Source organism: Pseudomonas sp. RHF3.3-3, from assembly GCF_048069595.1.
Lineage (GTDB): Bacteria > Pseudomonadota > Gammaproteobacteria > Pseudomonadales > Pseudomonadaceae > Aquipseudomonas > Aquipseudomonas fuscovaginae_B.
The window spans coordinates 310,552-323,632 of the sequence record NZ_CP182250.1 but is presented as its reverse complement, the minus strand read 5'-3'; the positions used below and the strand labels follow the sequence as shown (position 1 = coordinate 323,632).

The following is a 13,081-nucleotide window of genomic DNA, read 5'->3' as shown; positions in this document are numbered from 1 at the left end:
GTTCAGGCCTCGTCATCCAGCCGGCGGCTCGCCAGGCGCCGGCCACGGGTGATCATCTCGATGAACTGCACCGCGGTCAGTGCCTGGGCGAACAGCCAGCCCTGGCCGTAATTGACACCTTCGCTGCTGAGCAGCATGGCCTGGGACTCATATTCGATGCCCTCGGCGATCACCCGCAATTGCAGGGCATGGGCCATGCGGATGATATGCGGCGCCACGCCGCTGCTGGCCGCGTCATGGCCGAGGGCGTCGATGAACGCCTTGTCGATCTTCAGGCAGTCCACCGGCAGGGTCTGCAGGTAGGCGAGGCTGCAATAGCCGGTGCCGAAATCGTCGATCAGCACCTGGTGCCCGAGATTGCGCAGGGCCTGCAGGTTGTCCCGCGCCACCACCACGTCGATCAGGCCGCGCTCGGTGACCTCGAAGGCGATCTGCCGCGGCGACACCCGGTAGGCCCGCAAAAGCCGGCCGATGACCTCGGCGATGCGCGGCACCATCACATCGCAGGCCGCCAGGTTGACCGAAATATACAGCTGCGGATTGGCCCGCAGCGTCTGGCCGAGCTGTTCCAGCAGGCGCTGCAGGACAAAATCGGTGATCTGGCGGATCTGTCCGGTATCTTCCGCCAGGGGGATGAACAGGTCGGGGCTGGTCAATGTGCCGTCCGGGCGCCGCCAGCGGACCAGGGCCTCGGCACCGACGCAATGCCGGCTGCCGAGATCGAAGATCGGCTGGTAGAGCACCTGCATCTCTCCGCGGCGCAGCGCGCCCTGCAACTCGCCGTTGAGTGACTGGCGCTGCCGGGCGAGCTGCAGGGTCAAACCACCGATGCAGGTGGCAATCAGCAGGCTGGCGGACAGCAGCCACCACCACAGCGGGCTGAGGCGCAAGCGCATCGCACTGCGCGGGGCGACCATCACCAACTGATACTCGGGGGTGCTGGTCGGCATGCGATAGATCAGTTCGCGGTCGGTGGTCAGCAACGGATCACGGCCGCGGCTGCTCCAGCCTTGCGGCGGCCAGATCTGCAGCGGCCCGAGCACCGGGATCGCCCGCCGACCATGATTGACCACCACCAGCAGGCTCGCGCCGGGCGGCAGCTCGACGACATCGCTCAGGTGGCCGCGGGAGGTCGAGACCCGGAAGCTGCCGCGCCCGAGCATCAGCGCCGCCAGGTTGTCGTTGGGCTCGGTCGAGGTGTTGAGCCAGTAGCTGTAGGTCGGGCCACGGATATCCGGCTCACGGTAGGAGATCTGCGAGTCCTGGCGCGGCCAGTTGGAACAGGACTCGATGGAGTCGATGTAGAAGGCCTCGTAGATGAAGCGGTAGCTGAAGCTCAACTGCTGCAGGGTTTCGATCATTCGCCCGTTGCAGCCCCGCAGCGGCTGCCCTTCGAGCACATCGAGGCCCTCGCGCAACTGGCCGAACAACTGCTCCAGGCGCTCGAGGAAACGCCGGCCCTGGGCGTTCATCTGCTCGCTTTCCTGCTGCCGGACCTGGCGCACGACCACACCCAGGCTGCCGCTCAGCAGCAGGACGGCACTGAGCGAGGCAGCCAGCAATGCCTGCGACCAGGGACGATGGAACCAGGCGCGCAACGTCTCACGGGAGGCCGGCATCATGGAATATCCGAAGGATTACCAATGAGTTATAGCAACTGATTGATAACATCGCCCGGACCGTCCGGCGGTGACGTTATTTTGACTGGTTGAGCACCTGCAGGATCGCCGCGCTTTGCGCATCAGCCACGCCATCGAAGCGCGCCGGGCGGAAATGCATCTGGAACGCCGCCAGCGCGTGACGCGTGCCCGCATCCCACTCGCCGGTCTGTGGCGTGGTGGTATAGCCCAGGTAGCGCAGCTGCTGCTGGAACCAGCTGGCACTCGGCAGCTGGTACGCGTACACCTGCTGCTGGCGGGCCACCGCCTGCTCGTTCGGCCAGACGCCCAGGCCCTCGGCGGCCAGGCGCTTCCAGGGAAACAGCGGGCCCGGGTCCTGCTTGCGCATCGGGGCGATATCGCTGTGACCGATCACATGGCGGGGCTCGATGTTGTTGCGCTTGACGATGTCCTTGAGCAGCACGATCAACGCCTGGATCTGCGCTTCGCTGTAGGGGTACCAGACGCGCCCGGTCGGCGTCTCGCGGAACCCCGGGTTGACGATTTCGATACCGATGGAGCTGGAGTTCAGCCAGGTACGACCCTGCCACTCGCTTTCCCCGGCATGCCAGGCACGCTGGCTCTCATCCACCAGCTTGTAGGTGGTGGCCGGGTTGTTGTCGCCGATCAGGTAATGGCTGCTGACCTGGCCGTGGGTCAGCAGGCGCAACGAGTTTTCCATGTTCGCCGAGGTGTAGTGGACGATGACGAACTGCGCGCGGCTGTCGTGATTGACCGAGGGGTGGCTGGTGTCGAGGCGCGGACCGCTGGCGCAGCCCGCGAGCAACAGGGCCGCGCTGAGGAGAGGGAGCAATTTCATGACGGAAACGAAAACCAGAGCAGTAACGCTCTAGCATAACGTACCCCGGCCTCCGGTACCGGCCAAAGCAAGACTCTGTGACAAAACGACAGCTGCGGTTCAGCCGAGCTCCACCCGGTTGCGTCCGCCGTTTTTCGCCCGGTACAGCGCCTCATCGGCTCTTTTGAGCACATGATCGCTCCGTTCACCGGCCTTGAACGCCGACACGCCAAGGGACACGGTAATGGTCACCCGTTCGCCCCTGAAGTGGAAAGGGCAGGCCTCGACGGCCGCGCGCAGGTGCTCGGCCAGCTTGAGGCCGGTCGCCACCGGCGTCGCCGGCATCAGCAGGACGAACTCCTCGCCGCCGAAACGGGCGATGAAATCGCTGCCGCGCAGGTGCTTGCGCAGCACGGTCGCAATGATCTTCAGCACCTTGTCGCCGGCCAGGTGGCCGTAGCCATCGTTGATCCGCTTGAAATGGTCGAGGTCGAGAATGGCGATCAGCAGGGTATTGCCGTGCTGCTGCCACTGCGCGACCTCGTGGTCCAGACGCTCGCTCCAGGCCGCCCGGTTCGGCAGGCCGGTGAGCGGGTCGATCAGGGCCTTCTGCCGTTGTTCCTCGAGGTGGTCGCGATAAACCTGGGCTTCCTGTTCCATATGCGCAACGCGCTCGGCCAGGCTCTGCAGGCGGCTGGCGACTTCCTGCTCGCGCACATTGCGCTCCTGCTGGTGGCGGTCCATGGTGCCCAGCAGGTCTTCGAGGCGGTTTTCCAGCACATGCTTGAGGCTGTCGAGGTCGGCGGCAGCCTGCACGCTGCTCTGCAGCCCATCGACGTGCTCACGCAACTGGCTGTGCAGGTCGTTGGCCGCCGAACGGCCCTCGGCATGGCCTTCACTGGCCGCGCGCAAATTGCTCTGGAAGGATTCCAGGCGCTCGTTGAGCTGCTTGAGGTACACCTCGAACTCATGTTGCCCGCTGTCGTTGATCGCCAGCATCAGCACGGCCAGATCGTCGAGGATCGGCAGCAGTTCGTACCAGTTCAACCCGTGTTCGAGGCGATGACGCATGCCTTCGGCGTGGGGCCGGTGGCGCTCGGGCAGCACCAGCCCATCCAGCAGGCCCAGCAGCGTCGACTCGATGTGCTCGGCCACCGAACTGTAGGACGGCTCCGGCGATTCCGGCAGGGCGTAGAGCACGTCCTGGTCGTTATCCTCGGGATGAACCGCCGCCAGGGCTTCGGCCATCACCGGCGGCAGTGGCAGGCTGTCGAGGAAGGGCAGGGCGGGTGCCGGGGTGACGGCTTCGGGCTGCTCGGCGAGTGGGGCCTTGACCTCGGGTTCGGCCGCAGCCTGCGGCTCAACCGCCGCAGCCGTCTGCGCAGCCGACACGACCGGCGACGCTTCTGGCTCGACGGCACCGGCCACAGGCTCGGCCTCAGGCGTGACCACGGGTGGTTTGTAGGCCGCGACCTCGACGGGTGCGATCGTTGGCACGGCCTCGGCAACGGGCTCCATGACCGCTGCAGCCGGGGCTGGCTGTTCAACCGCCGGCGCAGCCGCGGCAGCAACGACGGGCTGGGCAACGGGAGCCACGGCCTCGACCGCAGGCGCCACAGGCGCGTCCGGTTCATCGTCCTCATCCGCCTCTGCCGAAGCGGGCACAGGTGTCGGCATCCCCGCCGCCGGTGCCACCGCCGGGGCGCTTTCAACGCTCGCCTCGGCCCCCTCCTTCGTGCCGAACAGGCGCTGCAGCAGGCCGGGCCGGGCCGGCTCGGCGGGGTGATCGAGTTCCGTCAGGATCTTGCCCTGCAGGTTGCTCAGTTCGCTGAGCAGCAGGGGCATCTCGCGGGCTTGGCTAACGCGGCCATCGAGCTGCTTGGCAAAGTTCTTCAGCGGCCGACGCACATCCCGCGGCAAGGGCAGAGCCTGCAGCTGGGTCACCAGCGCGGTCAGCGCGGTGCCCATCTGTTCGATCCGGGTTTCGCGCCGCTGCTCGGAGTCGAGCACGGCCTTTTCCAGGCGTGGCAGCAGGTTGGCCAGGGCCGCATCCATGTCATCGGTGCGGATCACCTCGCGCATTTCCTTCATGCACTGATCCACCGCCTTGTCGGTGCCTTCGGCCGCCAGGGTGCTGCGCACCAGCCCGCGCCGGAGCAGGTCGAGACGGGCGTCCCAACGCCGTTCGAGCTTTTCCTGTTGTTCGATGCTTTTGAGGTACTTCTCTTTCCAGCGCTCGGCTTCTTCGCTGCTCATTGCAGGGTGTCCGTGAGATTCAACGACTCAAGGCGGGCAACGTATCAGAACCGATGGATCCTGGCAGGCGAATTTCAACGGCAACCGGCAAATGGTCGGAAATCGGCTGCGCCAGTACCTCGACACGCTCCAGCGTCAGGCTCGGACTCAACAGGATATGGTCGAGGCAGCGCTGTGGACGCCAGCTGGGAAAGGTCGCCTCGACCTGCGGCGCAAGCAGCCCGAGGTCGCGCAAGGGCGAGTGCTGCAGCAGGTCGGCGGCATGGGTGTTCATGTCCCCCATCAACACCTGGTGCTTGAAGCCATCGATCAGCTCGCGGATATAGGCCAACTGCCGGGTCCGCGTACGCGCGCCCAGCGCCAGGTGCATCATGACCACCACCAGCGACTCCGGGCCCTCGCCGAAACGCACCAGGATCGCCCCGCGACCGGCCGGGCCGGGCAGTGGATGATCCTCGATCGCCCAGGGGCGCAGGCGGCTGAGCACGCCGTTGCTGTGCTGGGCCAGGCGGCCAAGATTGCGATTGAGTTGCTGGTACCAGTAGGGAAAGGCGCCGAGCTGCGCCAGGTGTTCGACCTGGTTGATGTAGCCCGAACGCAGGCTGCCACCATCGACCTCCTGCAGCGCCACCAGGTCGAAATCGCCGAGCAGGCTGCCGATCCTCTGCAGGTTGTCGGCGCGCCCGGTGTGCGGCAGCAGGTGCTGCCAGCCCCGGGTCAGGTAGTGTCGGTACCGCTGGGTGCTGATGCCGACCTGGATGTTGAAGCTGAGCAGCCTCAGGCGTTTGTCCGCCGGCAGGCCGCTGGATTGCAGATGGTGTTCATTGACCTTCGGCTGGTGAAGGCCAACGATGCGTTCCGATCCCCAGCGAGCCATGGCCGGGGCGCCTTACTTGCCGGCGGTCGCGCCGGCCGCCCGCTCCTTGGCGATCAGTTGGTCGGCGACGTTCAGTGCAGCCTCCGGCCCACCGGCGGTGCCGAGGTCGAAGCGATACTTGCCGTTGACGATCATGGTCGGTACACCGCTGATCTCGTACTTCTTGGCCAGTTCGCGCGCGGCAACGATCTTGCCCTTGATGGCGAAGGAGTTGTAGGTGGCCAGGAATTTCTCCTTGTCGACACCTTGGGTAGCGACGAAGTCGGCCATGTCTTCAGGCTCGAGCAGCTTTTTGCCTTCCTTCTGGATCGCGTTGAACACCGCCGAGTGCACCTTGGACTCGACGCCCATGGCGTCCAGGGTCAGGAACAGTTGGCCGTGCTTGTCCCATGGGCCGCCGAACATGGCGGGAATGCGCACGAAGTGCACGTCGGACGGCAGTTTCTCGATCCATGGGTTGATGGTCGGTTCGAAGGCGTAGCAATGCGGGCAGCCGTACCAGAACATCTCGACCACTTCGATCTTGCCAGGCTCCTGCACCGGCACCGGGGTCTTGAGTTCCACATAGGTCTTGCCGGCTTCGAGCGGCACGTCGGCGGCCTGGGCCGTCATGCCGAACAGGCTGGCGGTGACGAGTGCGGCGCTGAGGATCAGATTACGCATGCTTTACTCCTGGGTATTTAGAAGTCGCCTCCGTCGCGACCTGTAGTTTCTGACAGACCGAGCAGGCTCTTGGTTCGATTAGTGTAACGGCAGCGGCCACAAAAAAGGGCGGCCAGGGCCACCCTTTTATCCTTGCAACAAAGGATTAATCGATTATTAACGCGAACGCGCCGCGCCATTCATCGAGCGCACCTCAGTGCAGGCCCTGCACGTAGCTGGACACGGCCTCGATGTCCTTGTTGCTCAGCTTGGCGGCGATGCTCTGCATGATCTTGGTGTCGCCGTCGTTGGTCCGCACACCCTCGCGGAAATCGGTGAGCTGCTTGGCGACGTACTGGGCATGCTGGCCACCCAGGTGCGGGAAGCCGGCGGCGGCGTTGCCCGCGCCGTTGGGCGAGTGGCAACCGGTGCAGGACGGCATGCCCTGGTCGAGCTTGCCACCCCGGAACAGTTCTTCACCACGGGCGACGAGCTTCGGATCGGCCGCACCGACGCTGCCCTTCTGGCTGGCGAAGTAGGCGGCGATGTCGGCGAGGTCCTGATCGCTGAGGTTGGTCAGCAGGCCGGTCATTTCCAGGACGGTGCGCTTGCCGGACTTGATGTCGTGCAGCTGCTTGTCCAGGTAACGCTCACCCTGGCCCGCCAGTTTCGGAAAGTTGGGCGCCATGCTGTTGCCATCAGGACCATGGCAGGCGCCACAGACAGCAGCCTTGGCCTGGCCGGCGGCGGCATCGCCGGCGGCATGGGCGAGACCGGTGATCCCCAGGGTCAACAGCAGACTCACGATCAATTTGTTCATCAGCTAATCCAATACGGCTAAGGGTTAAGAGTTATGGACCGGGCTTACTCGCTCATCCACTGGATGATGCTTCGGTAATCCTCGGTACTGCAGTCCATGCACAAACCACGCGGCGGCATCGCCTTGAAACCCTGAGTCACGTGTTGCACCAGCACATCCATGCCTTGGGCCATTCTTGGCTTCCACGCGGCCTGATCGCCCTTCTGTGGGGCCATCGGCAGCTGTCCGGCATGACAGGCACTGCAAACACGGTTGTACACGGCTTCCGGATCCTGTGCAGCCTGAGCGCCGTGAAGCGTGATCAGGACACTGGCAGCAAGCAGCCATCTGCTCATGAACCGAAGGTTCCAGTCATGAACTTCAGGGTTGGGAACGTGCCGCGTTCTAATGCGCAGCCTGGGTCAATCGCTCCCGCATGCGTCATCCTACGTCGGGACAAAGCACACACTAAATCTGCGGCATTATATACTGGCGTCCATGAAACGGAAACGACACAGCTTGTCGCGCCTCCCGGCACCGTCCACATTGGAAATCCCATGCAACTGAAAAACCCCATTCTCGGTCTGTGCCAGCAGTCCACCTTCATGCTCAGCGCCGCCAAAGTCGACCAGTGCCCGGACGACGCCGGTTTTGAAGTGGCCTTCGCCGGTCGTTCCAATGCTGGCAAATCCAGCGCGCTGAACACCCTGACCCACGCCAGCCTCGCGCGCACCTCGAAAACCCCGGGCCGCACGCAGCTGTTGAATTTCTTCAAGCTAGACGATGAACGCCGTCTGGTCGACCTGCCGGGCTACGGTTATGCAAAAGTCCCGATCCCGCTCAAGCAGCACTGGCAGCGTCACCTGGAGGCCTACCTGGGCAGCCGCGAGAGCCTCAAGGGCCTGATCCTGATGATGGACGTGCGCCACCCGATGACCGACTTCGACCGGCTGATGCTCGACTGGTCGATCGCCAGCGGCATGCCGATGCACATCCTGCTGACCAAGGCCGACAAGCTGACCTACGGCGCGGCGAAGAACACCCTGCTCAAGGTCCAGTCGGAAATCCGCAAGGGCTGGGGCGACACGGTGACCATCCAGCTGTTCTCGGCGCCCAAGCGCCTGGGCCTGGAAGAGGCCTACACGGTGCTGGCCGGCTGGCTGGGACTGATGGAGAACGGCGGCGAGGAAGAGGCGGAGTAATCCGCCGAGCGCTACCCTCGGTGGATGGCGGCGGTTCGGCCGCGAACGACCCGGATACCGCAGCGTACGCCAAACGGTCTGTGGTGTGTTCGGGCAAGGCAAAAGTGCGGCTCGAAAGCGGAGTTTAGTGGTCTAAATGAGCATTTCGAGCCGAGCTTTTAACGCAGCCCGAGCGCACCACAGGCCGTTTGGGGGATAAAAAAAACCCCGGACTTCGTATGGGGAGGGGAAGTTCGGGGTCCAAGCTCCGGACCGCTAGGGCGGGGTCCAGAATATCTGCCAACACTTAACACAACATAGGAGCATCGAAGGGCTTCACCAGCCATTCAGTAACTCTGAGTAGCCGTATCCCGATTTAGTTCAAAATATCTTCAAAAACTATTTGGCATAGCCACTGAAGGTTTCAGAACCAAACGCCCTTTGTGTTCTCTCGGGCACCTGCACCCCTTTGTGAGGGTGAGCAAGTCTTTCGGGCGCATTCGCGGGCAAGCCCGGCTCCTACAGTACGATGTTATCCACAACGTCGTGTACGACGCCCCCCCTGTAGGAGCCGGGCTTGCCCGCGAACCGCCGCAGGCGGCCATCCCCCTCGAACACCCGGAAAGGCCGCGATCAGTGCGCCTCGTCCCAGTTGTCGCCCACCCCGACCTCAACCAGCAACGGCACATCCAGCTGCGCCGCGCTGCTCATGTGCCCGCGGATCTGCTCGCTGACCTCGGCCACCAGGTCCTCGCGCACCTCCAGCACCAGTTCGTCGTGCACCTGGAGGATGACCTTGGCGTCCAGCCCGGAGCGGGTCAGCCAGTCGTCGACCTTGACCATGGCCTTCTTGATGATATCCGCCGCGGTACCCTGCATCGGCGCGTTGATCGCCGTGCGCTCGGCGGCCGCACGCTCCTGGGGCTTGTTGGAGTGGATGTCCGGCAGGTACAGCCGGCGGCCGAACAGGGTCTCGACATAGCCCTGCTCCGAGGCCTGGCCACGGGTGCGCTCCATGTACTCGCGCACCCCGGGGTAACGGGCGAAATACACGTCGATATAGGCCTTGGCGGTCTTGGTGTCGACGCCGATGTCCTTGCCCAGCTTCTGCGCGCCCATGCCGTAGATCAGGCCGAAGTTGATCGCCTTGGCGCTGCGTCGCTGGTCGGAAGTGACCTCACCCAGCTCGACCTTGAACACCTCGGCCGCAGTGGCCGTGTGCACGTCGAGGTTGTCGCGGAAGGCATTGAGCAGGCCTTCGTCCTTCGACAGATGAGCCATGATCCGCAGTTCGATCTGCGAATAGTCCGCCGCCAGCAACTTGTAGCCCTTGGGCGCGACGAATGCCTGGCGAATGCGTCGGCCTTCGGCGGTACGCACCGGAATATTCTGCAGGTTCGGGTCGCTGGAGGACAGCCGCCCGGTCGCCGCCACCGCCTGGTGGTAGGACGTGTGGATACGCCCGGTGCGCGGGTTGATCTGCTCCGGCAGGCGGTCGGTGTAGGTGCTCTTCAGCTTGCTCATGGAACGGTACTGCATCAGCACCCTGGGCAGCGGATAGTCGTCCTCGGCCAGCTTGGCCAGCACTTCCTCGGCCGTGGACGGCTGACCCTTGCCGGTCTTCTTCAGCACCGGCAAGCCGAGTTTCTCGTAGAGGATCACCCCCAACTGCTTGGGCGAACCGAGGTTGAATTCCTCGCCGGCGATCTCGAACGCCTGGCGCTCCAGTTCGACCATCTTGTTGCCCAGTTCGATGCTCTGTACGCCCAGCAGGTCCTTGTCCACCAGCGCGCCCTGGCGCTCGATGCGCGCCAGCACCGGCACCAGCGGGATCTCGATATCGCTCAGCACGCTGGCCAGGCTCGGAATCGCAGCCAGTTGCGCACGCAGCGCCTGGTGCAGGCGCAGGGTCACATCGGCATCTTCGGCGGCGTAGTGGCCGGCCTGCTCCAGGGGAATCTGGTCGAAGGTCAGCTGCTTGGCGCCCTTGCCGGCGATGTCCTGGAAGCTGACGGTGTCGTAGTCCAGGTACTTCTTCGCCAGGCTGTCCATGTCATGCCGGGTCGCGGTGGAGTTCAGCACATAGGATTCGAGCATGGTGTCGAAGGCGATGCCACGCACGCTGATGCCGCACTCGGGATCGCCGCCGATGGCGCAGTTGGCGAGGATGTTCATGTCGAATTTGGCGTGCTGGCCGACCTTGAGCTTCTGCGGGTCTTCCAGCAGCGGCTTCAGCGCCAGCAGCACGCTGTCGCGGTCCAGTTGCTGCGGCACGCCGATGTAGGAATGGGCCAGCGGGATATAGGCCGCCTCATTGGCCTGCACGGCGAAGGACACGCCGACCAGTTGCGCCTGCTGGGCATCGATCCCGGTGGTCTCGGTGTCGAAGGCGAACAGTCTGGCCTCCTGCAGCTTCTTCAGCCAGACGTCGAAACGCGCCTGGTCGAGGATGGTTTCGTATTGCGGCTCGGCAGTCACGGGCGCGGTGCTTTCAGCCGCCACTTCCTCGACCGCCGCCGCGGTCGCCGCTGGCGCTGGCGCAGCAGCCTCCTGCAACCCGGCACGCTTGGCCTCGCGGTTCAGCTCGTCGAGCCAGCCCTTGAATTCCAGCGAGCTGTACAGCTCGATCAGTTTCTCGCGGTCCGGCTCGCCCAGGTGCAGGTCGTCCAGGCCGACCTCCAGCTCCACGTCGACCTTGATGGTCGCCAGCCGGTAGGACAGGAAGGCCATTTCCTGGTGCTCGAGCAGCTTGGCCGGCAGGGTCTTGGCCCCGCGGATCGGCAGGGTCGGCACCAGGTCGAGGTTGGCATACAGCTCCTTCAGGCCGCCGTTGACCCCCACCAGCAGGGCCACGGCGGTCTTCTCACCCACCCCCTTGACCCCGGGGATGTTGTCGGCGGAGTCGCCCATCAGCGCCAGCAGGTCGATGATCTGCTCGGGCGCGACACCGAACTTGGCCTTCACGCCCTCCACGTCCATGGACGTTTCGGACATGGTGTTGACCAGGGTGATATGGCCGTCGACCAGTTGCGCCATGTCCTTGTCGCCGGTGGAAATGATCACCGGGCGATTGGCCGCCGCGCTGCTGCGGGCCAGGGTGCCGATCACGTCGTCGGCCTCCACGCCTTCCACGCACAGCAGCGGGAAGCCCATGGCGCGTACGCTGGCGTGCAGCGGTTCGATCTGCACGCGCATCTCGTCGGGCATGCTCGGCCGGTTGGCCTTGTAGTCGGCGAACATTTCGTCGCGGAAAGTCCCGCCCTTGGCATCGAACACCACGGCGAACGGGCTGTCCGGGTACTGCTTGCGCAGGCTGCGGAGCATGTTCAGGACGCCCTTCACCGCCCCGGTGGGCACACCCTTGGAATTGGTGAGCGGCGGCATCGCGTGAAACGCGCGGTACAGGTATGAAGAACCGTCCACCAGGACGAGGGGAGCTTGGCTCATGAGTATGATCAACCTTTTCGGCGGGTCCGGCGGTAGAATGATGGGACCGTTGACGACAAAGGGACAAGGTTATCATGCGTACGCTCAATCGCCTGTTGTTGGCCGGCCTGTTTGCATTCACTCCGTTGGCGGCGATCGCCGCGGATGATGCACCCGCAGCCGATCCAGAAGTCACCATTCGCACGGAAGGCGACAAAACCATCCAGGAGTACCGGCAAAATGGCTTTCTGTACGCCATCAAGGTCACCCCGAAAGGGGGCAAGCCATACTTTCTGGTGCGCGCCGACGGAACTGATGCAAACTTCATCCGCTCGGATCAGCCCGATATGCTGATTCCGTCATGGAAGATCTTCGAGTGGAAGTAACCCTTTAACCCTCATCGGCGCCGGCTCGATCGCGGCGCCCGGACTGGCAGCTCTTAAACATGTCTGTGTTCACCCCGCTGGCTCGACCCGAGCTGGAAACCTTTCTCGCCCCCTACGGGCTCGGTCGCCTGCTCGATTTTCAGGGAATTGCCGCCGGCAGTGAAAACACCAATTTCTTCATCAGCCTGGAGCAGGGCGAGTACGTCCTGACCCTGGTCGAGCGCGGCCCGGTGCAGGAAATGCCGTTCTTCATCGAACTGCTCGACGTGCTCCATGACGCCGATCTGCCGGTGCCCTACGCCCTGCGTACCACCGACGGCCAGGCCCTGCGCGAACTGGCCGGCAAGCCGGCGCTGCTGCAACCGCGCCTGGCCGGCAAGCACATCAGGCAGGCCAACGCCCAGCATTGCGCCCAGGTTGGCGAACTGCTCGGCCACCTGCACCTGGCGACCCGCGGGCGGATCATCGAACGCAAGACCGACCGCGGCCTGGACTGGATGCTCGAGGAAGGCAACAAGCTGAAATCGCATCTGGGCAGCGAGGCTCACGACCTGCTGGAAACCGCACTGGCGGAGATCGAGCGCTGCAAGGCACAGATCCTCGCCCTGCCACGGGCCAACCTGCATGCCGACCTGTTCCGCGACAACGCGATGTTCGAAGGCACGCACCTGACCGGCCTGATCGACTTCTACAATGCCTGCTCCGGGCCGATGCTCTATGACGTGGCGATCTCGCTGAACGACTGGTGCTCGGACGACAACGGCCTGCTCGACGGCCAGCGCGCCCGGGCCCTGCTGGGTGCGTATGCGGCGTTGCGGCCGTTCACCGCGGGCGAGGCCGAGCTGTGGCCGACGATGCTGCGGGTGGCGTGCGTGCGCTTCTGGCTGTCACGGTTGATCGCAGCCGAGTCCTTTGCCGGGCAGGACGTGCTGATTCACGACCCGATGGAGTTCCAGCTGCGGCTGGCGCAGCGGCAGCAGGTCAGCGTGCCGTTGCCGTTCGCGCTCTGATCGACAGAAATATACAGGGAGCTCAGGGGCCCATTCGCGCGGTTGGC

Annotated in this window: 11 protein-coding genes; 3 read left to right on the top strand and 8 right to left on the bottom strand. The window is 64.4% G+C overall.

What is annotated here, in order from left to right; genetic code table 11:
- Window positions 1-2: 2 nt before the first annotated feature.
- The 7 genes from ACMGT0_RS01445 to ACMGT0_RS01415 all read right to left on the bottom strand — a co-directional run bounded on the left by ACMGT0_RS01445 (window position 3) and on the right by ACMGT0_RS01415 (window position 7,387).
- Complete coding sequence (locus ACMGT0_RS01445; protein WP_416771207.1) at window positions 3-1,619, bottom strand: EAL domain-containing protein; 1,617 nt, start codon at window positions 1,617-1,619, stop codon at window positions 3-5.
- A gap of 76 nt (window positions 1,620-1,695) precedes the next feature.
- Window positions 1,696-2,478 (bottom strand): N-acetylmuramoyl-L-alanine amidase, encoded by a 783-nt coding sequence (locus ACMGT0_RS01440; RefSeq protein ID WP_054059164.1) that lies wholly within the window; start codon window positions 2,476-2,478, stop codon window positions 1,696-1,698.
- Between the two features lie 99 nt (window positions 2,479-2,577).
- Window positions 2,578-4,713 carry a GGDEF domain-containing protein gene (locus tag ACMGT0_RS01435; protein ID WP_054063376.1) on the bottom strand — a complete coding sequence of 712 codons (2,136 nt, stop codon included), beginning with the start codon at window positions 4,711-4,713 and terminating at the stop codon, window positions 2,578-2,580.
- A gap of 19 nt (window positions 4,714-4,732) precedes the next feature.
- Window positions 4,733-5,590 carry an endonuclease/exonuclease/phosphatase family protein gene (locus ACMGT0_RS01430; protein WP_416771205.1) on the bottom strand — a complete coding sequence of 286 codons (858 nt, stop codon included), beginning with the start codon at window positions 5,588-5,590 and terminating at the stop codon, window positions 4,733-4,735.
- A 12-nt stretch (window positions 5,591-5,602) separates the two neighbouring features.
- On the bottom strand, window positions 5,603-6,253 hold the full coding sequence (locus tag ACMGT0_RS01425) for a thiol:disulfide interchange protein DsbA/DsbL (protein WP_054061259.1): 651 nt from the start codon (window positions 6,251-6,253) through the stop codon (window positions 5,603-5,605).
- Window positions 6,254-6,446: 193 nt separating this feature from the next.
- A complete protein-coding gene (locus ACMGT0_RS01420; protein WP_054061260.1) occupies window positions 6,447-7,052 on the bottom strand; it encodes a c-type cytochrome in 606 nt (201 codons plus the stop codon).
- Between the two features lie 44 nt (window positions 7,053-7,096).
- A complete protein-coding gene (locus ACMGT0_RS01415) occupies window positions 7,097-7,387 on the bottom strand; it encodes a c-type cytochrome (RefSeq protein ID WP_054061261.1) in 291 nt (96 codons plus the stop codon).
- Between the two features lie 201 nt (window positions 7,388-7,588).
- Here ACMGT0_RS01415 and yihA point away from each other — a divergent pair, with 201 nt between their 5' ends.
- Entirely contained in the window at window positions 7,589-8,233 is a 645-nt protein-coding gene (yihA, locus tag ACMGT0_RS01410) for a ribosome biogenesis GTP-binding protein YihA/YsxC (protein ID WP_054061262.1), read from the top strand.
- Between the two features lie 612 nt (window positions 8,234-8,845).
- On the opposite strand, the gene polA is transcribed toward yihA, so the two are convergent.
- Entirely contained in the window at window positions 8,846-11,659 is a 2,814-nt protein-coding gene (gene polA, locus ACMGT0_RS01405) for a DNA polymerase I (protein ID WP_416771201.1), read from the bottom strand.
- A 74-nt stretch (window positions 11,660-11,733) separates the two neighbouring features.
- On the opposite strand from polA, the gene ACMGT0_RS01400 reads away from it, so the two are divergent.
- Complete coding sequence (locus tag ACMGT0_RS01400; protein ID WP_054061264.1) at window positions 11,734-12,024, top strand: DUF2782 domain-containing protein; 291 nt, start codon at window positions 11,734-11,736, stop codon at window positions 12,022-12,024.
- A gap of 59 nt (window positions 12,025-12,083) precedes the next feature.
- Window positions 12,084-13,034, top strand: a complete 951-nt coding sequence (locus ACMGT0_RS01395; protein ID WP_054063379.1) for a homoserine kinase — start codon at window positions 12,084-12,086, stop codon at window positions 13,032-13,034.
- The last annotated feature ends 47 nt before the right edge of the window (window positions 13,035-13,081 follow it).